General features: G+C 41.6%; 17 protein-coding genes, 1 other RNA gene and 2 pseudogenes. 8 read left to right on the forward strand and 12 right to left on the reverse strand.

Annotated elements, in window-relative coordinates; translation table 11 throughout:
* Position 1 precedes the first annotated feature (1 nt).
* From MUO14_RS04935 to MUO14_RS04955, 5 genes and pseudogenes are all read right to left on the reverse strand, one after another.
* Positions 2–1354 (reverse strand): aspartate aminotransferase family protein, encoded by a 1353-nt coding sequence (locus MUO14_RS04935; RefSeq protein ID WP_244753968.1) that lies wholly within the window; start codon positions 1352–1354, stop codon positions 2–4.
* A 279-nt stretch (positions 1355–1633) separates the two neighbouring features.
* The gene (locus MUO14_RS04940) at positions 1634–2212 is read right to left on the reverse strand and encodes a histidine phosphatase family protein (RefSeq protein WP_244753969.1); all 579 of its coding nucleotides are present in this window, start codon (positions 2210–2212) and stop codon (positions 1634–1636) included.
* Between the two features lie 773 nt (positions 2213–2985).
* A complete protein-coding gene (gene ilvD, locus MUO14_RS04945; protein ID WP_244753971.1) occupies positions 2986–4680 on the reverse strand; it encodes a dihydroxy-acid dehydratase in 1695 nt (564 codons plus the stop codon).
* Between the two features lie 226 nt (positions 4681–4906).
* A pseudogene (gene glpK / locus MUO14_RS04950) lies at positions 4907–6399 on the reverse strand (glycerol kinase GlpK).
* A 68-nt stretch (positions 6400–6467) separates the two neighbouring features.
* A complete protein-coding gene (locus MUO14_RS04955) occupies positions 6468–7298 on the reverse strand; it encodes an MIP/aquaporin family protein (RefSeq protein ID WP_244753972.1) in 831 nt (276 codons plus the stop codon).
* Positions 7299–7637: 339 nt separating this feature from the next.
* Here MUO14_RS04955 and murB point away from each other — a divergent pair, with 339 nt between their 5' ends.
* A complete protein-coding gene (murB, locus tag MUO14_RS04960) occupies positions 7638–8558 on the forward strand; it encodes a UDP-N-acetylmuramate dehydrogenase (RefSeq protein ID WP_244753974.1) in 921 nt (306 codons plus the stop codon).
* 45 nt (positions 8559–8603) lie between these two features.
* Here the strand turns inward: murB and MUO14_RS04965 are convergent, their stop codons facing one another.
* Entirely contained in the window at positions 8604–9440 is an 837-nt protein-coding gene (locus MUO14_RS04965) for a manganese catalase (protein ID WP_244753975.1), read from the reverse strand.
* Positions 9441–9767: 327 nt separating this feature from the next.
* On the opposite strand from MUO14_RS04965, the gene MUO14_RS04970 reads away from it, so the two are divergent.
* A complete protein-coding gene (locus tag MUO14_RS04970) occupies positions 9768–10127 on the forward strand; it encodes a DUF2512 family protein (protein ID WP_244753976.1) in 360 nt (119 codons plus the stop codon).
* 194 nt (positions 10128–10321) lie between these two features.
* On the opposite strand, the gene MUO14_RS04975 is transcribed toward MUO14_RS04970, so the two are convergent.
* The 3 genes from MUO14_RS04975 to smpB form a co-directional block, all read right to left on the reverse strand.
* On the reverse strand, positions 10322–11116 hold the full coding sequence (locus tag MUO14_RS04975; protein WP_244753978.1) for a DUF2935 domain-containing protein: 795 nt from the start codon (positions 11114–11116) through the stop codon (positions 10322–10324).
* Positions 11117–11352: 236 nt separating this feature from the next.
* Positions 11353–11714, reverse strand: a transfer-messenger RNA (tmRNA) gene (gene ssrA, locus MUO14_RS04980).
* A 90-nt stretch (positions 11715–11804) separates the two neighbouring features.
* Positions 11805–12269 carry an SsrA-binding protein SmpB gene (gene smpB, locus MUO14_RS04985; RefSeq protein ID WP_244753980.1) on the reverse strand — a complete coding sequence of 155 codons (465 nt, stop codon included), beginning with the start codon at positions 12267–12269 and terminating at the stop codon, positions 11805–11807.
* 159 nt (positions 12270–12428) lie between these two features.
* Here smpB and MUO14_RS04990 point away from each other — a divergent pair, with 159 nt between their 5' ends.
* Complete coding sequence (locus MUO14_RS04990) at positions 12429–13292, forward strand: GNAT family N-acetyltransferase (RefSeq protein ID WP_244753981.1); 864 nt, start codon at positions 12429–12431, stop codon at positions 13290–13292.
* Between the two features lie 36 nt (positions 13293–13328).
* Here the strand turns inward: MUO14_RS04990 and rnr are convergent, their stop codons facing one another.
* The 3 genes from rnr to secG form a co-directional block, all read right to left on the reverse strand.
* On the reverse strand, positions 13329–15617 hold the full coding sequence (gene rnr, locus MUO14_RS04995; protein WP_244753982.1) for a ribonuclease R: 2289 nt from the start codon (positions 15615–15617) through the stop codon (positions 13329–13331).
* A 39-nt stretch (positions 15618–15656) separates the two neighbouring features.
* Positions 15657–16400, reverse strand: coding sequence for an alpha/beta hydrolase (locus MUO14_RS05000; RefSeq protein ID WP_244753983.1), 744 nt, complete (start codon positions 16398–16400; stop codon positions 15657–15659).
* 168 nt (positions 16401–16568) lie between these two features.
* Positions 16569–16802, reverse strand: a complete 234-nt coding sequence (secG, locus tag MUO14_RS05005; protein WP_244753984.1) for a preprotein translocase subunit SecG — start codon at positions 16800–16802, stop codon at positions 16569–16571.
* Positions 16803–17366: 564 nt separating this feature from the next.
* On the opposite strand from secG, the gene MUO14_RS05010 reads away from it, so the two are divergent.
* The 5 genes and pseudogenes from MUO14_RS05010 (at position 17367) to ptsP (ending at position 22973) form a co-directional block, all read left to right on the forward strand.
* On the forward strand, positions 17367–18116 hold the full coding sequence (locus MUO14_RS05010; protein ID WP_244753985.1) for a DeoR/GlpR family DNA-binding transcription regulator: 750 nt from the start codon (positions 17367–17369) through the stop codon (positions 18114–18116).
* Positions 18113–19054 carry a 1-phosphofructokinase gene (gene pfkB, locus MUO14_RS05015; protein WP_244753986.1) on the forward strand — a complete coding sequence of 314 codons (942 nt, stop codon included), beginning with the start codon at positions 18113–18115 and terminating at the stop codon, positions 19052–19054. The genes MUO14_RS05010 and pfkB overlap by 4 nt, the downstream gene beginning before the upstream one ends.
* Positions 19041–20926 (forward strand): annotated as a pseudogene (locus MUO14_RS05020) (PTS fructose transporter subunit IIABC). Before pfkB ends, MUO14_RS05020 begins: the two are co-directional and overlap by 14 nt.
* A 57-nt stretch (positions 20927–20983) precedes the next feature.
* The gene (locus tag MUO14_RS05025; protein WP_244753987.1) at positions 20984–21250 is read left to right on the forward strand and encodes a phosphocarrier protein HPr; all 267 of its coding nucleotides are present in this window, start codon (positions 20984–20986) and stop codon (positions 21248–21250) included.
* 4 nt (positions 21251–21254) lie between these two features.
* A complete protein-coding gene (gene ptsP / locus MUO14_RS05030; RefSeq protein WP_244753988.1) occupies positions 21255–22973 on the forward strand; it encodes a phosphoenolpyruvate--protein phosphotransferase in 1719 nt (572 codons plus the stop codon).
* Positions 22974–22989: the final 16 nt, after the last annotated feature.

The following is a 22989-nucleotide window of genomic DNA, read 5'->3' on the forward strand; positions in this document are numbered from 1 at the left end:
ACTACCTCATTTCTAGTGCAGTTGTAATAGATTCACGCATAATAACCGCCACTTCATCAATTTGGTCTTTAGTGATGATTAATGGAGGTAACATTCGAATAACACTTCCATGTCTCCCTCCTACCTCCACGATCAATCCCCGCTCAAGGCAATGGCGTTGAATCGCACTGGCCAAGTCTGGGTTAGCAGGATAGCTTCCATTGCTGGCTTGCTTCTTCGTCGGGTCGATCATTTCAATCCCAACCATCAATCCTCTGCCCCTAACGTCTCCTAATTCAGGAACTTTTTCTTGCATATTACCTAACTTGTTTATCAATCGTTCCCCCATCGCTTCCGCGTGTGCTGCCAAATGATTCTCTTTAATATATTTGATCGTTGCGGTACCCGCTGCCATAGCCAATTGATTTCCTCTAAACGTGCCAATATGAGCACCTGGAGCCCATTTATCCAACTCTTTATCATAAATAACTACGGATAACGGCAAGCTGCCTCCTATAGCTTTGGATAAAACAATAACGTCAGGTACGATATCTGCGTGTTCGAAAGCGAAGAACTTCCCTGTCCGGCCGATACCTGTTTGTATCTCATCGATAATGAGCGGTATTCCTCTTTCTCTTGTTATCCGTCTCATTTCTTTCAACCACTCAACATTCGCAGGAACCGATCCGCCTTCACCTTGAACGACTTCTAAGATCATAGCTGCAGGCGGCAGGATTCCACTCTCAGGATCATCTAACATGTTCTCAATATACCGGCTGCTTAACTGGTGGCTTTCTTCCCCTCCTACACCAAATGGGCAGCGATAAGCGTAGGGATAGGGTAAAAAGTGCGTATTAGGCATTAGTCCCTGAACGTTTTCCTTTGGCCCTAAGGTTCCACTAATCGCCATCGTTCCATGTGTAGACCCGTGGTAACCCCCATGAAAAGATAGAATGCCACTCCTGCCTGTTGCTGTTTTTACTAGTTTCATAGCTGCCTCGATCGCATCCCCACCTGTAGGACCGCAGAATTGAATTTTAGCTTTTTCAGCAAACCCCTCTGGCAGCGCAGAAAATAACTCACTTACGAATGTTTCTTTTACAGGTGTTGTCAGATCGAGTGTGTGTAAAGGTTTTTCACTTTTTAACATAACTTCCATGGCTTCCACTACGGTGGGATGATTATGCCCGAGAGCTAATGTGCCCGCTCCTGCTAAACAGTCATAGTACCGTTTTCCATCCATATCTGTAACATAAATTCCTTTTGCCTGATCGATTGCTATCGGAATCCTGCGCGGGTATGAGCGAGCATTGGATTCTCTTACCTCTTGTGTCTTTAATAATGACTGATTCGTTTCCTTCGCTTGAGTCTGCATGGAAAAATCCCTCCACTAATTGATAATTATTTTCAATTGATCGCAACACAAGCATAGTTGATAATGATTATCAATGTCAATGAAACTTGTGTACCACTTGATGAATAGAAGTTAGTAAAATTACCAGTATGATTTCTTTTCGTATTCAACCTCACTGACTACTGAAAAATCCCAATAAAATAAGAGATACGCCTGATAAACGTATCTCTTTCTTCTTGAAAACTAATTAAATTTCGGTGTATATTGTTGGGTTTTAATCAAGGGGTATTTTTAACTAAATCAATAAGCTAAATGTTTTGTACAGTTATATAAATCACATATCCACTTTTCGTCAGCTTTATTCAAAGTAGTTACAGATGTATTATCTAACTTCTTATCTTCTTTAAAGCTTGCATCCAACACTTGTACAAGATGACCAATAAAAGAACCATGACTCACAATAAGCACCCGTTGATTGGGATGTTTCTCGATAATTTCCTTGATAAATGACGTACCTCGTTTGATTACACTCGGCTGTTGTTCGATGCCTAGATCAAGATCACGCCAATCATCTCCCCATTTCTCTATTCTCTCGTCTTCCGTCGTGCCCTCTATTTGACCACCAGCAACTTCCTTAATTCTTTGATCGAAATCAATTTCGTCAATGTCTAACCGCTCAGCTATAACTTCTGCGGTTTGTTTTGCCCTTTTTAGAGGACTCGAGTAAATGATCTCCCAGCTCTCATGGAACAATCGATCAGCAAGCTTTTGTGCTTCCCTTATACCCTGATCATCTAATGGAATGTCCGAATTCCCCTGCGCCCTTTTTTCTTGGTTCCATGGTGTACTTCCATGTCTTATTAGACCAAGTGTCGTCATGTTTGAACCTCCTATTGCTGTCGTTTTTATCATTCAAATCAATTTTATAATTGCTCTTTTTAAAATGCCAAATACTAGCAGAATATATGGTTCTTTTCCGAAAAGGTTCAAACTGGATTCTTATCCAGCAGATTTTAGTTTACGTTTTATAAAGAAATTTGATCACCTTCTATCCATGTTGCTTCACATAGTCCCCTTATCCTGAAGACTCAGCTCCGAGACACTTAGGTCCGTTACGGTATGAGGGCTCGGGGTGGCTGTTTTGTGATGAACGGAGCCATTCGTATTCCGAATAAGTCTCCAATGTTCAGAGGGCTTTATCCATCATGATGTGGCATAATAACCCCATCACAGAGAGATTTTCAGCTCTCTGATAGGAAGTTCTTCTGCCGTTTTGGGTACTGTGAATCTGTAGTGTTTCCGTTCTTCTCACAAACACAAGGGTCCGGAAAATTGCGAGACTCCTGTGTGATGAACATGACAGGTGAGACCCCGGAGGACGGAGTCCGAGGAGGCTCAGCGCATGCCCACGGAAAGCGAGTGATTTTCCCGGACCTCCTTCTCCATCCAAGGAAACGGAAACCTATTTCGAGATTGAGTCTTCCAGATTACTGCCCTTAACCTAATAAAAATGATTTCAAACTTCCTACTTGACTAGATTTGTGGAGGTAGTTCCTTATGTGTGTTTTGAATCCCTTGGGGCAGAAGGGGCTTAAATTATGAAATTGATTCATTCCATTAAAAAAGAGCCGAAATGGCTCTTTTTTATAATTTTATTCTAGATCAAGATCAGTAACAGCACCTTTTGCAGACGAGGAAACAAGACGCGCATACTTTGCCAACATACCTGTCCTATGCCTCGGCTCGGGTTTGACCCATTCCTTCTTACGCTGCTCCAATTCTTCATCCGTTACGTCAAAATTAATTTGTTGTGTATCACTATCGATCATAATCTTGTCACCCTCTTTTAGAAGCCCGACTGGACCACCAACGAACGCTTCAGGGGCGACATGTCCAATCACAAATCCATGGGAACCCCCTGAGAATCGCCCGTCCGTTAATAGAGCTACTTTCCCCCCGAGACCTTTTCCGACAATCATCGATGTGATCGACAGCATCTCCGGCATTCCGGGCCCACCTTTTGGACCAACGTTACGGATGATGACGACATCGCCTTCCTTCACTTGATCTTCAACAATTGCCGTTGTCGCCTCTGCTTCACTATCAAAAACACGTGCCGGCCCTTCAAAACGGCTGATCTTTTGACCAGACATCTTTGCAACTGCCCCTTCAGGCGCAAGATTACCTTTTAGCAAAACAAGTGGGCCGTTCGGTTTGATCGGTTCATCGAACGGTACGATCACTTTTTGCCCCTCTTTTAATGGGTCTGCTTCAGCAAGATTTTCAGCTAAAGTTTTTCCAGTCACCGTTAAGCAATCACCATGCAGCAAATCGTGCTCAAGTAGCAGCTTCATTACGGCAGGGACACCACCGCTTTCATATAAATCTTGCATAACATATTTCCCGCTCGGTTTCATGTCGGCAATGTGGGGAACATTTTGACGTACTCTTTCAAAGTCATCAAGGGAAAGATCAACCCCTGCTGAATGCGCCATTGCCGTTAAATGAAGCAGCGCATTCGTTGACCCGCCAAGAGCCATCACTACGGTTATTGCATTTTCAAAAGCTTTCTTAGTCATAATGTCACGAGGGTAGATCCCTTTTTCAAGAAGCTCAACAACCATTTCACCTGCTTGTTTACATTCTTGTTCCTTATAATCATTCACGGCTGGCGTAGAAGATGAACCTGGAATGCTCATTCCTAAAGCTTCTACCGCCGCGGCCATCGTATTGGCTGTGTACATCCCACCACATGCTCCAGCGCCCGGACAGGCATGACATTCTACTTTATGAAGTTGATCATCATTGATCGTTCCTTCATGATACTGGCCGACAGCTTCGAAGGAAGAGACGATGTCGATATCCTTACCATCCAACTTACCGGGCTGGATCGTTCCCCCATAGACATAGACGGAAGGAATATTCAAGCGCCCGATGGCCATTACACAACCCGGCGTAGTCTTGTCACAGCCGCCAATGGCTACAACCCCGTCCAATCGTTCTGCATTCGTAACTGTTTCGATCGAATCGGCAATGATTTCCCGACTTGGCAGTGAATAATGCATTCCTTCATGTCCCATCGCAATCCCATCAGAGACCGTAATCGTGTTAAAGATCATCGGAGCTCCGCCGTTGTCAGCCGCTCCTTGCTTAGCCTCTTTCGCCAAGTCATCAATATGTACGTTACAAGGAGTAACTTCACTCCATGTGCTGGCAATACCAATCATCGGCTTTTTAAAATCTTCATCCTTAAAGCCGACTGCTCGCAACATGGAACGGTTAGGAACACGGTTTACCCCTTCACTGATCACTTTACTGCGGATACGCAAATCTTTTTTTTCATCCATTGTTCCCATCCTCTCTATTATCAGCATGAATATCTTCAAAATCTATTTACAAGTATGATACAGATTTCCAACAAAATTCGCAATCAATATTCAGAAAATATGGAACCTTCTTATTAATAAAGCGCTTTCTTTGCTTTTATACCAATCTGAAATTTTTTCTGTAAAAAAAGCTCCAATCCATACTAGACAGCTAAACTAGTAGGATTGGAGCCTCTTTTACTACTCTTTACTTAAATTCTCTAGTTGCCGCAACAGCTTTTTTCCATCCTTCATAAAGTTTATCCCGCTGTTCATCTTCCATTTTTTCTTTAAACGTATATTCATTTTGCCATTGTTTTGCAATTTCCTCTTTATCTTTCCAGTAGCCGACAGCCAATCCTGCTAGATATGCCGCGCCTAAAGCCGTCGTCTCTTGCACAACCGGACGTTCAACTGGAACGCTGAGGATATCGCTTTGGAATTGCATTAGAAAGTTATTTTTAACTGCACCGCCATCGACTCGTAATGTTTTTAATTCGATTCCTGAATCAGCAATCATCGCATCAAGGACATCCTTCGTTTGGTAAGCTAATGACTCTAATGTTGCCCGAACAACGTGATCTTTTGACGTGCCACGCGTTAACCCGAACATAGCCCCGCGTGCATCGCTATCCCAATAAGGCGTCCCTAATCCTACAAACGCCGGCACGAGGTACACTCCTTCAGTAGAATCAACGTTTTTTGCAAAATCTTCACTTTGGGGAGCACTTTCAATAAGATTTAATCCATCACGAAGCCATTGAATCGCGGATCCCGCTACGAAGATACTTCCTTCAAGCGCATACTCTACTTTGCCGTCTACCCCCCACGCTAAAGTCGTTAGCAATCCATGATCAGAGGTTACCCCTCTTCTCCGGTATTCATTAACATAAAGCAACCGGTACCGTACGTATTTTTAGCCATTCCTTTGTCAAAACAGGCCTGCCCAAATAAGGCCGCTTGCTGGTCTCCAGCAATTCCGGCGATCGGTACTTCATGACCAAAGAAATGATAATCAACCGTGTTTGCGTACACTTCTGAGGATTGTTTCACTTCAGGAAGCATGCTTTTCGGCACATTTAAAATATCCAGTAACTCATCATCCCATTTAAGAGCATAAATATTGAACATTAGTGTTCGTGAAGCATTGGAATAGTCTGTGATATGAGTTTTTCCCCCTGATAACTTATAGACGAGCCAAGTGTCCATTGTGCCAAACAATAAATCACCGTTCTCTGCTTTCTCACGGGCTCCATCGACGTTATCCAGAATCCACTTCACTTTCGTCCCAGAAAAATAAGGATCTAGCAGAAGTCCTGTTTTTTCTCTAAACAGATCATTATGACCTTTTTCACGCAATTCCTTACAAATATCGTCCGTTTGACGAGATTGCCATACAATCGCTTTATAGACCGGCTTTCCTGTCTGTTTATCCCACACAACCGTTGTCTCTCGTTGATTGGTAATGCCAATCCCTTCTATTTGATCAGGCTCGATGTCTGCTTTTCTAAGTACGTCGGCAATACATGCGAGAACTGATGTCCATATTTCATTCGCATCATGTTCTACCCAGCCCGGCTTCGGGAAAAATTGCTCGAATTCCTTTTGCCCTGTTTCAACAATTTCCCCTTTCTTGTTAAAGAGAATAGCCCGTGAACTTGTCGTACCTTGGTCTAAAGATAGAATAAACTTCTCACTCATAAAGATCGCCTCCATGTATGTTTTTAATACCTTTTAAAAATTGACTTTTTATATAGCCTCTTTTAACCTTAGACTACTTTTTCTTCAATCTTATCTGCCATAGTTTCACCTTTTTTCAGTTCAGATCTGGCTGCACCAATCAAGATCACTGCCATGACCACGCTTAAGATCCAAAACACAACTGTAAATTCCCCTAAGAATAAGGCACGGTAAAATACAGCACCATAGATCCCTCCTAATACGGGACCAACTATCGGAATCCAGGCATATCCCCAATCCGATCCCCCTTTTCCTGGAATAGGAAGTAGAGCATGGGCAATTCGCGGACCGAGGTCACGTGCTGGGTTAATCGCATATCCCGTTGCTCCACCTAGTGACATGCCGATCGCTACAATTAGGGCACCAACAATTAAGGGATTCAACCCTTCTGTAAAGTCATTCGCACCAATGAACATTAGACCCATTACCAGAACAAACGTACCAACTATTTCACTAACTAAGTTTGAAAAAGGACTGCGCACAGCTGGATCTGTAGCAAATACACCAAGTTTCGCTCCCTGATCCTTCGTTTTTTTCCAGTGCGGCAAGTAATTGAAAAATACAATCACCGCCCCAATAATGCCACCGATCAGCTGGGCACTAATGTATAATGGAACTTTTGCCCAAGGAAACTCCCCTGCTGCAGCAAAGCCGAGTGTTACAGCCGGATTAATATGGGCACCAGTAAAGCTTCCAACAGCATAAACACCCATTGTAACGGCCAGCCCCCATCCAATCGTAATCACGACCCAGCCTGCCCCTTCAGCCTTAGTGTCTTTTAATACGACTCCACCGACAACTCCACAACCCAAAATGACAAGGATCATCGTACCAATAAGTTCAGCAACAAATTCCGACATAGTGTTCTCACTCCTTTTCTAGTTAACCTAATTCTAAAAACAAAAAAGAGACCCACACTAAATCGCAAGCACTTCCCTTCAGTAGAAAGTAAAATGCTAAAATTAGTGTGAGTCTCCATGTCTCCGTCACGTAGTTAACTTGTTACTTACAATTTATACGATATTGAAAACGCTGTCAACAGTTTCGCCTAAATTATTAAGGAGCTTTTTTAAATCAATTTGCTTTTTCAAGGATTATTTTACTTGTCCTACGATATAATTGTATAAAATCACTTTGATTATGATGAGATTTATTATAAACTTCAGTAATGAAGAAAACTTCAAATAGGAATGGTGTTCATGTTCAATAAACAAAAAACGCACGATAAATTGTTACAGCTTGTGAAAGCAGAAAACATTAAAGCTGAAGAAGATTTAAGAAATCATTTATATACAAAACTGGGCGGGAAAGCCGACTTCTTTATCACCCCTACCACCTATGAAGAAATTCAAAATGTCGTAAAATTCTCAAATGAAGAGAACATTCCATTTACTTTGCTAGGAAATGGGTCGAATTTGATTATAAAAGATGGGGGCATTCGCGGAATTGTTATCAATCTTACCCATCTTAAGGAGATTTCTTCAGAAGAAAATACCCTTGTCGCACAAAGTGGTGCGAGAATCATTGATGCCTCACTTCATGCCTTAGAACAGCGCCTCTCAGGGCTTGAATTCGCTTGCGGGATCCCTGGGACAGTAGGCGGGGCTCTTTACATGAATGCAGGTGCCTATGGTGGTGAAATCAAAGATGTACTCGATTATGCTTATGTTGTCGATAAACAGGGGAATATCGTAAAAAGATTAGCATCTGAGCTGGACCTAGATTACAGAACGAGTAATATTCCAGATAAGGGCGATATTGTTATCGAAGCAACCTTTAACCTTAAACCTGCCAAATATGAAGAAATTAAAGCCGTGGTAGATGATCTCACACATAAAAGAGAGTCCAAGCAGCCGCTTGAATACCCATCATGTGGAAGTGTCTTTAAACGCCCACCGGGATATTTTGCAGGCAAGCTGATTCAAGACAGTAAGCTTCAAGGAACAAATATCGGTGGTGCTGAAGTATCAACGAAACATGCCGGCTTTATCGTGAACAAGGATAATGCAACAACAACGGACTATATTTCTCTGATCGAACATGTCCAAAAGACAGTAAAGGAGAAATTTGGTGTAGAACTTGAAAGAGAAGTAAGAATTATTGGTGAAGACAAAAAATAATGTAAAAGCTGCGCATCAAGTGATACGCAGCTTTTTATATTATATCTAGTAGGAAGGCGGAGTATCATAAACATCTTTTGGTGCTGGAGATAGTTTTGCTTTACCCCCATAAGGGACAGGTTGGGATACGTAGTTAAACGTTCCTCTTCCATCAGGTGCAACCCCCTGTGCCCAAGGACCATCAGCATCTGCTTGACCTCTTGAAGTATTGTAGAAATCATAAGATGCCGCCTGCAACTGGCATTCACGAGGGAAGGTTGTAGGAACAACAACATCCTGAGCTTCCTGTTCAAGTTCATGAATGGCTTCAATCCATTGGTTTTGATGGGCATTATCACGAGCTAATAGAAAACTTAATGTATCTTTAACTAAAGGATCGTCTGAAATAGTGTAAAGACGTGCTACTTGCAGACGTCCCTGTGATTCCGCATTTAAATTAGCACGGAAATCGGCTAGAAGATTACCACTTGAAATAATATAATCTGCCGTCCAACGATTTCCCACACTATCAGAAGGCATGGCCCCAAGCCCAGAAACAATCGCATGTTGCGGATTCATTCCACCCAGAACAGCTGCAACTGCAGGATCAGATTTGTACGCATTTTCTTGAGCTTCAACGCATTCCAGCGACGTACCATCTAATAAACGGGCAATTAAGGTCGAAAGGATTTCAACATGAGCGATTTCCTCTGTTCCAATGTCCAAAAGTAAATCACGATACTTTTTATTTGCTCTAACATTAAATCCTTGCATGAGATACTGCATCATCACAGATATTTCTCCCCACTGACCGCCTAGAACCTCCTGAAGTTTTTTTGCATACTCGGGATCAGGACGTGAAACCTTTGCCTCATATTGTAACTCCTTTACATGATAGAACATTTAATCCACTCCTCTTATAAACTACACTCAATAACCATATGTAAAGGAAAAGTATAGGTGTTTGTCTATTCAAACATTTAACTCATTTATCATTTGCTGATACTATTCTTACCAAAATGAATAAAAATTTGCTTTTTAAAAATAATACTAAATGAATCCTAAATTACAGAAGCAGATTAAGGGAATTGTCACAAAAGGACGCCTTTACTAGGGAAAATATTCGGCTTTGGAATTATTTAAACGAAGTAAAATCTTCGATTGAATAAGAAAAGGATTAGCTTGTCCTACCACTCACGCACAAGCACGTCCTAGATTGGAGGTGATCGTGTGACAAGTTTGTTAGTTAAAATCGTAACATTACCGATTGTTTTAATATTAGCTATGTACTTTTTGGAGAGTGTGAATTACGGTTCAATATGGCAGCCTATCATGGTAGCGATTGTACTTACAGCTATTGGAATAGTTATGGAATATATGCTCCTTAAAGATGAAGGTTCGTTATGGAAAAGTACCATCCTGGATTTTATAACATCGTTTATAATTATTTGGGGATTTTCGAATATCTTTGCAGGCGCTGAAGTCACTTTTGTAGGGGCTCTTCTTACTTCTTTAGTCATAGGCATTAGTGAATACTTGCTTCATAAACACCTTATAAGCACGAGAAAAGCAGTTAAGTCACCCGCTTAATGAAATGAAGAATACCGGGGCAATAGCTTCGGTATTCTTTGTTAAACAGCTTTATGCATAATAGAATTCGCCAATGCCAATTACGGATTAAGTGTTTAACAGTAGAAATTAATTAAGACCTACTTTTTGAGTAGGTCTCCTGTAAAAACATAGGGAATGACAGATGGAAGGTTCCAATTTTTCCATGCTCCCTTTCAATTTTTTAAGCGTGGTTTAGTTGGATCACAATTTGGCTGTTGAAGCTCTGTCGACTCTGCCAACTTAGTTAAATAATAGCACTCTTCTCTCATCATATGATCAGCCATCAAAGCAGCAAATGTACCTAAAGCTTCTTTGCTTAACTCTAATTCTTCTATTTCATTTAGAAAATTTGTAAACAGCTTCATTTCCAGAGACACATCGCTATTGAACCTCTCCAAAGCTGGAAAAGAGGATAAATTTGTTCTTAAAAAACCTGTCATTTCAACCGCTTTTAAATAGAACTCTTCAAAATCCTTTGTAAAGTCATCACTTTTCATTTTAATTTTCTTTTCAATTCTATCCATATTATCTGAGATCGCTCCAGCATGCCCCGCTGCATCCAGAAGCCATAATAAGTGGTGATGAAGCTCATGAAAGACTGGTGGAACTTCTCCCTTTTTCAAATAATCTAGAATTCGTAAATACTCCTCCAACTCATTGACCATATGATTGATGAAGGTTGGCCCTAATCCCATTGTAATTTTTCCAACTAAATGCTGTTCAATTAAATGAAGCTTAAATTCTCGTAATCTGTTTCCTTCTTCCTGGGCTTTTTCACTTAATGCCATCAGATTGTCAACCTCAACCCTTGCGAGCAGCTGATCAAATGTCTGAATAAAGTACTCAGCAAGGTCAATTTCCTGCTTTTGTTGTGGAGCGAGTGAATCGTGGATAAAACGGGCATGATCACCCAATACTTGCAGCCAAAAACCATGTTCGAATTTCGCTGTTTTTTCAAAATCCGCCATTGAATTTCTCCCCTTTGTTACATACTCTTAAAAACATATCTTTGACTATTAAGAAATATGACAACTTTAAGGAAGTCAGGGAAGCCACTGACTGCTTAAAAATTTCAATTAAAAAAAGTACACTACTTGGTGATCCGTAGTGTACCTCTGGTATGATCATTCAATTTGTATCTGCTAAAGTCTAATTCAATACGCTTTACATTGCAATGAATCAAAAAAACCACCAATTTATGTATTGGTGGAGACGGTGGGAGTCGAACCCACGTCCGGAGATATCGGCACTCGGGCTTCTACAAGCGTAGTTGATATACTATATTTCACTGTCTCTTCGGCCTATCAACAGGCTTCCGAGCAGCTAGCCTGATTAGTCTCTTCGCTTTTCCTCAGGCGGTGGAAAAACGCGTAGCCCGCTTCAGTTTGAGACCCTTCATCTAGCACACGGGCGATGCCAGGAAGGATCAGCTATAGACTACTTACGCAGCTACAGCTAGGTTATCGTTAGATTCGCCAGTTATTATAGGCAAATGACGTTTTACGAGTCGTCGCCTCGACTTGCAACCCAAGCTCGACCTATCCCCGTCGAATCCGTAACGTCCCCGTTAGGATTAAGGATAGTGCATCAAGCTTTTTTATTCATTTCTAATGCGACATAGTCATTATATCAAAATAGCCATAAAAGTCAAGTCACTTATTTTAAACTCTCTTTTATCGCACGGTCAATTTCGCGGTTGACCTGCTTACGCTTAAGGTCTTCCCGTTTATCATATTTCTTCTTCCCTCTTCCAAGACCGATTAGTACCTTGGCTACACCGTTTTTAATATAAATCTTAAGCGGTACAAGAGAAAATCCTTTTTGCTGAGTTTGCCCAATCAGCTGATTGATTTGTTTGCGGTGAAGCAGCAGCTTACGGCTTCTTGTAGGATCGTGGTTATAGATATTTCCTTGTTCATAGGGGGAGATATGCAAATTGTGCAAGTAAATTTCCCCGTTTCGAATTCGCGCAAAGCTATCCTTTAAATTGACCCGACTTGCCCGGATTGATTTGATTTCAGTTCCTTGTAGTACGATTCCCGCTTCATACGTTTCTTCTATAAAAAAGTCATGACCTGCTTTTTTATTTTGTGCGATCGTTTTCCCGTTTCCTCTTGGCATAGCGGTTCCTCCTCTATTACGTGAATTTAATTGTACCAAATATACGTTGTCTTTCCAATTTGAAGTCAATAAGGTCAAGGAAGTAAACAATCTCAGTGGACACTGCAAGTTTAAAATGAGATTATGTTCTTACAAATGTCAGCAAAGGGAGTTAAGCATATGGAACCACAAGTTATGGATGTGAAAAAATTAACCCTCCAAGATCTTACTGCATTTGAGCAAATGAATACTGGGATTGATGATGACTATATTATTCGAATTTATGACCGGTTAATAGCCTCAAATACTCAAGAGTTATTCGGGTTATTTCAAGATACAAAGCTGGTATCTATTGGAGGGTACAGCTTATTTGGCAATAAAAAATTCGCAATGATTGGACGATTGAGAAGTGATCGCAGGTATCAATCCAGAGGGTATTCCACAGAGCTTCTCATTCAAGTAATGGAGGAACTCAACTCCTTATCCCATGTTAAATGGATTGGAGCGAATACGCATGTCCATAATCTTCCGACTCGCAGGGTTCTTGAGAAGATAGGCTTAAAATCTGGTCCGATCATCCATTACTTGACACTGACAGCCCCCGATCTTTTAAAAGAACATATGCCTGGGCCTGTATGGGAAGAAGTGCACGATGTGACTCAAAAGCGTTCGCTTTTACTCAATCTTTCAGATAATGAGCTCGGATTATTCCCATATGAATGCTATTACTCTTTTCCATATGACAAGGCCTTTTTTACGGATGGATACTTAGAGGATGCAAGTATGTACGTGAATCCTGGTCAAACCAGGGTTGTTTTGATAAAGAATGATCAGAAAAAGTACCAGTATTCTCACATAAAATATTTCTGGAATGATCATTATGAGCAGCCAGGTTTGTTTGAGACCATTCTTGATCATTGGCGAAAAAATCCTGACAATTATGGCTGTTGGATTGACTTCTCTAATCAAGGGTTCAAGAACATCCCTGACTTGGCACCATATGAAGTTCAAGATCCTTGGACCCTTTATGGCACATGGAAATAACTAACGCGCGGGAGGTAATTCCGCGCGTTTTTCTTCTTACTTTTTCTTCTTGCGGCCTTTTTTTGGCACTCCTTTGTTGCGAAAGAATGGCTTGTTCCCTTTTTGTTTATTCTTTTTCTTATTTTTTTTCTTATCAGGTGCTTCTGTCTGTATTTGCTTAGGACGAGCTTTACGTTCTCGTTCTTTTCTTGGCTTCATTCCAACTACTTCAAAGTCTACTACCCGCTCATCCAAGTTTACATTAACGACTTTTATTCTAATTTCATCACCAATTCTGAAGATGTTGCCCGTCCGTTCCCCAATCATAGCAAATTGTTTCTCTTGGAAGTTATAATAGTCATCTGTCAGCGTACTTACATGGACGAGTCCCTCAACTGTATTCGGCAGTTCCACAAATAATCCAAAGCTCGTCACTGAGCTAACTACACCATCAAACTCTTCACCTATCTTATCTTCCATATATTCGGCCTTTTTCAGGTCATCTGTTTCACGTTCAGCATCTACTGCGGCTCTTTCCATCTCTGAAGAATGTTTGGCTATTTCAGGCAGCTGATCCTTCCAATGCTTTCGAGTTTTATAATCCAGTCGGTCTTCCACCAGATAGGTACGAATTAAACGGTGTACAATTAAGTCAGGGTAACGACGGATCGGTGAAGTGAAATGAGTATAGAACTCCGTTGATAAGCCGAAGTGACCGAGACTTTGCGGATCGTATTTTGCTTGTTGCATAGAGCGAAGCATGAGTTTTGAAATAATCATTTCCTCATGCGTCTCTTTTACTTCTTCAAGCACCTTTTGTAGTGCTTGGGGATGAATATTATCAGCAGTCCCCTTCACAGCAAAACCTAAATTAGCTACAAATTCAAAGAAATTTTGTAGTTTTGACTCGTCTGGATCTTCGTGAACACGATGGATAAACGGCACGTCCATCCAGTGGAAGTGCTCAGCGACAGTTTCGTTGGCTGCCAGCATGAACTCTTCGATTAGGCGTTCTGCTACCGATCGCTCACGCAGTTTGACATCTACAGCTTTACCCTCTTCATCTACAATAACGCCAGCTTCTTTAAAGTCAAAATCAATTGCCCCGCGGCCGAAACGTTTGTTACGAAGGATCGCTGCCAATCCTTCCATCTCACGGAACATGGGTACAAGATCTTTATACCGCTCAATTAATGCTTCGTCATTATCTTCTAAAATCGAATTAACATCCCTATATGTCATTCGTTCATTCGTTTTAATTACACTTTGAAAAATTTCATGACCTACGACGTCCCCGCGGTCGTTGATTTCCATCTCACACGACAGAGTTAGACGATCTACTTGCGGGTTCAGTGAACAAATTCCGTTTGATAACCGATGCGGAATCATTGGAATAACCCGATCAACTAAATAGACACTTGTTGCGCGCTCGCGAGCTTCCTTATCAATCGGGGAATTTCCCTCGACATAGTAGGTAACATCGGCAATGTGTACCCCTAATTTATAATTTCCATTATCAAGCTGTTTTACAGTTACAGCATCATCTAAGTCTTTGGCGTCAGCCCCATCGATCGTGACGATCATTTCATCACGGAGATCCCGGCGGTTCTTAATTTCATCCTCTGAAATTTGATCTGGTGCTTCCCCTGCCTGTTCAAGTACTTCCCCAGGAAATTCTGTTTTAATTCCGTGTTTATGAATAATCGAAATAATGTCAATTCCCGGATCATTTTTATGACCAAGAATTTCAACGATTTCCCCTTCTGCACTCATTCGCTCTTCAGGGAACTTGGTAATCGATGCAATAACCTTATGCCCATCTGCTGCCCCATTTGTTTGTCCTTTTGGAATGAATATATCATTTGGAATACGTTTATCATCCGCAACGACAAAGCCAAAATTCCGGCTTGATTCATACGTCCCTACGACTCGTGTGGTCGCACGTTCAACAATTCGAATCACTGTTCCCTCAGGGCGCTGTCCGTTTTCATCTCGCTTTTCTACCCGGACGAGAACTTTATCGTTGTTCATGGCTGAATGTAAATCAGAGTGATGTATGTACACATCATCCTTGTCATCATCCTCAGGGATTAAGAACGCAAACCCCTTCGCATGCATTTGAATTTTGCCGCGTATGAGGTTCATTTTTTCAGGCAGCCCAAAACGATTCTTTCTCGTTCGGACAAGTTCCCCTTCTTCCTCAAGAGAATTTAAAGCTTTCATAAGATCTTTAAATTCATTTGTATCCGTAAGTTCCAGGGCATCCTCTAGCTCCTGCACAGATAACGGCTTTGAGGCCGTTTCGTTAAAATATTCACGTATCTGTTGTTTTAGTTCTGTATTCATTTGCCTTACCTCCTTCAAGTAAAGCACAAGACTCAAGGCTTAGGACCAATCAAGGGATTCGAGAAAAGCGAGGATGTCCTCGTGAAGCTGTTCTTTTTCCTTATCCATTGTGATCACGTGGCCAGAGTTTTTGTACCATTTGATATCTTTCTGATCGGACTCAATTTGCTCATAAATATAACTCGCACTTTCCGTGTTAATCATTTCATCTTGTTCTGCCTGAACGACGAAAGCAGGCGTGTAAATTTGATCGACTTCATCATGAACGGTTGTAATAAATTCACCAAGCTGCTTAAACATACCTTCTGATTCATTTAATAATTGTTGTACTTCCTTTTCTATCGTCTCTTTATCTTTACCTTCAAGCTGCTTGTATTGTTTAGCTTTGAATTGAAAACCTTGTGTCAATTGTGTTTCATTATCAAAAAACATCGGGGCACACATCGTCACAATACCCTTAATTGCCTCTGAGTATGCAAGTTTCAGTCCAAGAACCCCACCGAGCGAGAGTCCGGCTACTGCAATTTTTTCATAGCCCAGCTCACGTAAGTGATTGATCGCTTCTTGAACATCTGCCCACCATTGTTCAGGTGTTACATCGATCAATGCTTCGAGTTCTTTTCCATGGCCGCGATAAATCGGAGCATGGCTCGTATACCCTTGCTTTTGTAGAAAGCGGCCTAACATACGAACATCCGCAGAATGTCCTGTAAAACCGTGGAGCAAGAGTACCGCCCGCTCTCCTCCTTCAAATGTGAATGGTTCTGGTTGTTTTATTTTCATATATTTTTGCTCTCCTTACTTCAACTATTTCCATATTTAAAAAATTCATTCTTCATTTGCAATGTTTCTATCTTACCAAATTCAGTCATAAATCACATTAAATCCTGTTTTCCCATAACAAAAGCCGCGCTTGTCCTTACAGCACGGCTCCCTTAATCATTATCGAATTTATCCTAAAATGTAGGTGGCTAAGAATGCAAGTACAAAGAAAAGTACTCCCGTTATGACTGTTGCCCGATGTAGAACGGCATCGATACCGCGGGCTTTTTGCTTACCAAACAACTGCTCAGCTCCTCCAGAGATCGCTCCAGATAAACCAGCACTTTTCCCTGATTGTAATAGCACAAGAACAATTAGTGCAATCGTATCAATGGCTAGTAAAGTAATTGCAAGTGTTTCCATGATGTGCCAACACCTCCTAAAGACGTACAGATAACTATTCTTAAATGTAGCATAAAAGGTCCCATTCAGCAAGATAATTCAAACCAATTTAAGAGGATGTTCAAAAAGTCACCAAATAATAAAAGAATACTTCCATCAGTGGGGTTTTCAGTGATGGTTCGTTGAGGCCTACAGGACGTGGCGACCTTAGTCTGTGTTCCTTAAAATCGGAAATTTGCTGACTGTTCATGCGGGATAAACGGCGCATTTCTCCGTGCTCGGTTCTCCCGGTCCTCACGTAGGAAAGTCATACGCGGTGGTCCTTAAAACTTTCGCGCCTCGAACATCTTGCGACACACAGTACCGTGCCAGTGTCGACGTTTTCATTCGCAACTTTTTGAACACATACTTAAAACCTTAATAATAGGAAGATCTTAAAATGCTGTTCGTCTATACTTCTAATTAAATGGTGGTTTATGACTCATAATTGATTGAATTTGAATTATTATGGTTGTTAATGATTGATTTCTGTAAGGGCTTACTTTACAATAGAGTTAAAAGCGCTAGGAAAGGAGGAGAAAATGGTTGTTAACTCCCGAACGACATCGATTAATACTCGAAATGGTACATGCTCATCATACAGTGAAAATAAGGCAACTTGTTGAACGCACAACTTCTTCCGAATCAACAATCAGACGTGATTTGGATCAGTTAGAACAATTAGGGAAACTTAAACGGGTACATGGCGGTGCTTCCATAAGACAGAGAACAAGCGAAGAACCTAGTATGGGCGAGAAAACAACAAAGCATCAACAGGAAAAGGCCATGATTGCAAGCTTAGCCTCGTCTCTTGTTAGGCAAGGGGACTGCATTTTCATCGATGCCGGCTCAACAACTTATGAAATGATCTCATATTTATCCGGCAAAGATATCACGGTCGTAACGAATGGTCTAACTCATTTAGATGCACTGACAGATTACTCCATTGATACGTATGTGCTCGGAGGCTATGTCAAACAAAGGACGAGGGCTGTTGTTGGTACAGGTGCCCTTAAAAACTTAGAACAATACCGATTCGACCAGTGCTTTCTAGGAGTGAACGGCATTACCCTTGAAGATGGCTTTACAACACCAGATCCGGAAGAAGCTGCGATTAAGAGCATGGCCTTATCCCTTTCTCAAAAAAGGTTTGTTCTTGCTGACCATTCTAAATTCGAGGAAGTAGCGTTTTCAAAAATTGCCGAATTAGAAGAAGCCAATATTATTACTAATTATCAAGGGCTTTTATATACATCTTACAATGAAAAAACTAGCTTAAAGGTTGTGACAACATGATCTACACTTGTACACTGAACCCTTCCATTGACTATGTCATGCACGTGGATGACTTCAATTTAGGTGAACTGAATCGTGCAGATAGGACCTTATATTACCCTGGGGGGAAAGGAATTAACGTTTCTCGAGTCATGGCAAGACTTACCGTTCAATCCGTTGCCCTAGGCTACCTCGGTAATTTTACAGGTCAATTCATTACCAACTTTTTAGATGAAGAAGGGGTAAAGCACAGCTTCGTTGACACAGGTCAATATACACGGATCAATGTAAAACTAAAGGGTGACAAGGAATCTGAAATAAACGGTCCCGGTCCAAAAGTATCAAGAAGTCAACTTGATGAATTACTTACACAAATCAAACAACTTAAAACCGATGATATTCTCATCCTGGCTGGAAATGTTCCCTCATCTTTACCAAAAGATTTCTATTTAAAAATAGCCGACTTATGCATAGCAAACGGAATTTCACTTGTCGTAGACACTTCAGGTCAAGCTTTAACACAGCTTATCGGAAAATCGATATTCTTACTAAAACCAAACAATCATGAGCTTGGTGAGCTGTTTAATACAACAATCACAACAAAAGAAGCAGCAGCCCATTATGCCCAAAAGCTTGTTCAACAGGGGGCCAAGCATGTCATCGTCTCGATGGGCGGTGAAGGAGCGATTTATGTAAACGAACATCAGCAATTGTTTGCAACTGCCCCTCAAGGTGAGGTTAGAAATTCAGTAGGAGCAGGTGATTCTGTTGTCGCAGGTTTCATTTCCGCGCTTACTTTAAACAAACAGCTGGAAGAAGCGTTTAGATACGGAGTTGCTGCGGGAAGTGCCACGGCTTTTCAGGATGATTTATGCCAGCAATCGGACGTAGATGAACTGGTTAACCGCATTACAATTACTCCACTATTCAAGGAGGGAAAAGTCAATGAAAATTACTGATCTATTAACAACGAATACGATCGTTTTGAACATGAGTGCTTCTTCAAAGCCAGAGGCGATTGATGAGTTGATCGGTAAATTAGATGAAGCAGGGAAGCTTTCTGACAGGGATGAGTACAAGAAAGCGATTGAAGCACGCGAACAACAAAGTACAACGGGCATTGGTGAAGGGATTGCTATCCCTCACGCAAAAACTTCTGCAGTTGCAGAGCCAGCCATCGCCTTCGGTCGTTCACAGGAAGGACTTGATTATGAATCCTTAGACGGACAGCCAACGAACCTCTTTTTCATGATCGCTGCATCAGAAGGAGCAAACCAAACGCACTTAGAAACACTCTCACGGTTGTCCTCCTTCTTAATGGATAAAAACTTCCGTGCTAAACTGGAAACGGCTAAAACGGAAAGTGATGTTATTGAAGCAATTAACGAAAAAGAAGCAGAAGATGAGGAGGACGAGGAAACTAGTTCTCCAAGCGGTAAAATCCTTGCCATAACCGCTTGCCCTACTGGGATCGCGCATACGTATATGGCGGCAGATAAATTAAAGGATACGGCAAAAGAAATGGGGGTAGATATTAAAGTTCAGACGAATGGCTCAAGTGGTATAAAAAATCGTCTAACTGAAGAAGATATTGCCCAAGCTGATGCGATTATCGTAGCAGCTGATACGAAAGTGGAAATGAATGTTTTTGACGGAAAACCTGTTATTGAAGTTCCTGTCGCCAAAGCCATTCATGAACCAAAAGAATTAATAAACAAAGCCACAAATAAGGATGCGCCAATCTATAAGGGAGATGGAAGCAACTCAGATTCTTCTGGTAGTAAAAATGAGCGTACAGGTTTTTACAAGCACCTGATGAATGGTGTCTCCAACATGCTGCCATTCGTTGTTGGCGGCGGCATCTTAATTGCGATTTCCTTCTTCTTTGGGATTAACTCTGCCGATCCTTCGAGTGATCAATACAACCGCTTTGCCGAGATGTTAAATACCATCGGCAGCGGAAATGCTATGTTCCTGCTTGTCCCTGTATTAGCAGGTTTTATCGCGTCCAGTATTGCTGACCGTCCCGGTTTTGCTCCTGGTATGGTCGGTGGTTTAATTGCGATTACGTCAGGTACAGACGGCACAGGATCCGGATTTTTGGGAGGCTTAATCGCTGGTTTCCTAGCGGGTTACCTCACAGTTGGAATTAAGAAAATGCTTGACGGTCTGCCAAATGTTCTCGATGGTTTGAAAACAGTTCTCTTTTATCCAGTCTTATCTATCTTTGGTACCGGAATGATTATATTACTGATCAATCCTCCTTTGACTAGCATTTATACTGGGCTGCTTAGCTGGCTAGAGGGTCTGGGAGGCGCGAATATCGCACTAGTTGGCCTGATTATTGGTGGTATGATGTCTATAGACATGGGCGGTCCTATCAATAAAGCTGCTTATACCTTTGGGTTAGCAACACTTGATGCTGGAAACTACGAAATCATAGCCATGGCAATGGCCGGGGAATGGTTCCTCCATTAGCTATGGCACTATCTACAACTCTTTTCAAAAATAAATATACAGAACAAGAACGAGAAACAGGTAAAACTGCTTACGCCCTTGGAGCCTTTTTCATTACAGAAGGTGCCATTCCTTTTGCCGCTGCTGACCCAGTCAGAGTCATCCCATCCATGGTCGTTGGCTCTTCATTGACTGGTTTGTTGACAGGGTTATTCAGCATTAGCCTCACTGCACCGCACGGGGGTATCGTTGTAATTGGATTAGTTCAAGGCGGCTTGATCCAAGCATTGCTATACATTCTAGCCATCGTAATTGGCTCGATTGTAGCTGCAATTATTGTAGGATTCTTGAAAAAGGACCTAAGAAAAGCTTAAAATAGTATAGTTAGGGTATCTTTGCACGAAGCACCTATTTATCAAGGAGGAATGATCATGGTCGAAAAAACATTTAATATTACATCAGCAGACGGAGTTCACGCTCGTCCGGCAACAGTCCTTGTACAAAATGCAGGAAAGTACGAGTCTGATATAAATCTTCATTACAAGGAGAAGTCCGTAAACTTGAAATCCATTATGGGCATTATGAGCCTTGGCATCCCGTCTGGTGCTGAAGTTAAACTTACAGCTGAAGGCAGTGACGAGCAAGAAGCCATCGATCACTTGGCAAGCACAATGAAGAATGAAGGCTTGGGGGAATAATTGTATGACACAACTTCAAGGGATCGCAGCTTCCAGCGGAATTGCCATTGCTAAGGTTTACCGTCTGGAAGCTCCAGATCTTACTTACAACAAGACAAAAATTGACCAACCTGCTGAGGAAATAAGCAGGCTCCACGAAGCACTTGAGATTTCTAAGATCGAACTTGAAAAAATTAAAAGTCACACAAAAAAAACATTAGGTGATGAACATGCAGAAATTTTTTCTGCCCACCTGCTCGTTTTAAGTGATCCAGAATTAATAAGCCCGATTGAGGATAAAATCAAATCAGATGATGTAAATGCTGAAGCCGCTCTTGACGAAACGGCTGACATGTTTATTAACATGTTCAAGAATATGGACAATGAATATATGAAAGAACGTGCAGCTGATATCCAAGACGTGACAAAGCGTGTCATGGCACATTTACTTCAAGTTACGTTCCCTGACCCAGCATTGATTAATGAAGAAGTTGTCATTGTTGCTGATGATCTTACACCTTCTGATACAGCTCAGTTAAATAAACAATACGTGAAAGGTTTTACGACGGACATCGGCGGTCGCACGTCCCATTCCGCTATTATGGCCCGCTCTCTTGAGATCCCAGCCGTAGTCGGGACGAAGAATGTGACAAGCCAGGCTGAGAACGATACCATGATCATTGTTGATGGAATTGATGGAGACATCATTCTTAATCCTTCAGCTGATCAAATTGAAACGTACAAACAAAAACACGTTGATTATGAACAGAAGAAACAAGAATGGGCCAAACTTAAAGATGAATCAACGATCACGGCTGAAGGAGAACATGTCGAGCTCGCTGCTAACATCGGTACACCTGAAGATGTGGACGGCGTATTAAATCACGGTGGAGAAGGTGTAGGTTTGTACCGCACAGAGTTCCTTTATATGGGGAAAAATCAACTTCCTACAGAAGAAGAACAATATGACGCTTACTCCTCTGTACTCAAGCAAATGGGCAATAAACCTGTGGTCGTTCGAACACTCGATATCGGTGGAGACAAAGAACTGGATTATTTGGAACTTCCAAAAGAAATGAATCCATTTCTTGGGTACCGTGCGATTCGTCTTTGCTTAGAACGCGATGATATTTTCCGCGTACAGTTGCGTGCTTTACTTCGTGCCAGCATTCACGGAAACCTAAAAATCATGTTCCCAATGATCGCTACACTAGAAGAATTTCGTCAGGCAAAATCCATCCTTGATGAGGAGAAGGACAAGCTTGTTCAAGAAGGACAAGACGTCTCTGATCAAATTGAGGTAGGAATGATGGTAGAAATTCCTGCGACAGCTGTCATTGCGCGCCAATTTGCCAAAGAGGTTGATTTCTTCAGCATTGGTACGAATGATTTAATTCAATACACAATGGCTGCAGATCGTATGAACGAGCGCGTTTCTTACCTGTATCAGCCTTATAATCCAGCTATCCTGAATTTAATAAACAATGTGATCGAGGCAGCACACGCTGAAGGCAAATGGGCTGGCATGTGTGGAGAAATGGCCGGAGACGAAATTGCGATACCACTCCTTCTATCACTTGGATTAGATGAGTTCAGCATGAGTGCGACATCCATTCTTCCTGCACGTACCCAGATTAAATCCCTTTCTAAACAGGAACTAGCTTCCTATAAAGATGAGATTCTATCAATGGGTACAACAGAAGAAGTTGTTGCCTTTATCAAAGAAAAAGCCAACCTAATATAGAATTTCTCATTAATCT

The sequence above is a fragment of the Halobacillus shinanisalinarum genome, from assembly GCF_022919835.1.
Classification (GTDB): domain Bacteria; phylum Bacillota; class Bacilli; order Bacillales; family Halobacillaceae; genus Halobacillus_A; species Halobacillus_A shinanisalinarum.

Excerpts from the sequence above, each read along its gene's own strand:
- ptsP (WP_244753988.1), top strand. The coding sequence starts at position 21,255 with ATGACACAACTTCAAGGGATCGCAGCTTCCAGCGGAATTGCCATTGCT.
- murB (WP_244753974.1), top strand. The coding sequence starts at position 7,638 with ATGTTCAATAAACAAAAAACGCACGATAAATTGTTACAGCTTGTGAAA.
- MUO14_RS04940 (WP_244753969.1), bottom strand. The coding sequence starts at position 2,212 with ATGACGACACTTGGTCTAATAAGACATGGAAGTACACCATGGAACCAA.
- ilvD (WP_244753971.1), bottom strand. The coding sequence starts at position 4,680 with ATGGATGAAAAAAAAGATTTGCGTATCCGCAGTAAAGTGATCAGTGAA.
- MUO14_RS04990 (WP_244753981.1), top strand. The coding sequence starts at position 12,429 with ATGGAACCACAAGTTATGGATGTGAAAAAATTAACCCTCCAAGATCTT.
- rnr (WP_244753982.1), bottom strand. The coding sequence starts at position 15,617 with ATGAATACAGAACTAAAACAACAGATACGTGAATATTTTAACGAAACG.
- MUO14_RS05025 (WP_244753987.1), top strand. The coding sequence starts at position 20,984 with ATGGTCGAAAAAACATTTAATATTACATCAGCAGACGGAGTTCACGCT.
- MUO14_RS05000 (WP_244753983.1), bottom strand. The coding sequence starts at position 16,400 with ATGAAAATAAAACAACCAGAACCATTCACATTTGAAGGAGGAGAGCGG.
- secG (WP_244753984.1), bottom strand. The coding sequence starts at position 16,802 with ATGGAAACACTTGCAATTACTTTACTAGCCATTGATACGATTGCACTA.
- MUO14_RS04935 (WP_244753968.1), bottom strand. The coding sequence starts at position 1,354 with ATGCAGACTCAAGCGAAGGAAACGAATCAGTCATTATTAAAGACACAA.
- MUO14_RS04975 (WP_244753978.1), bottom strand. The coding sequence starts at position 11,116 with ATGGCGGATTTTGAAAAAACAGCGAAATTCGAACATGGTTTTTGGCTG.
- MUO14_RS04965 (WP_244753975.1), bottom strand. The coding sequence starts at position 9,440 with ATGTTCTATCATGTAAAGGAGTTACAATATGAGGCAAAGGTTTCACGT.
- smpB (WP_244753980.1), bottom strand. The coding sequence starts at position 12,269 with ATGCCAAGAGGAAACGGGAAAACGATCGCACAAAATAAAAAAGCAGGT.
- pfkB (WP_244753986.1), top strand. The coding sequence starts at position 18,113 with ATGATCTACACTTGTACACTGAACCCTTCCATTGACTATGTCATGCAC.
- MUO14_RS04955 (WP_244753972.1), bottom strand. The coding sequence starts at position 7,298 with ATGTCGGAATTTGTTGCTGAACTTATTGGTACGATGATCCTTGTCATT.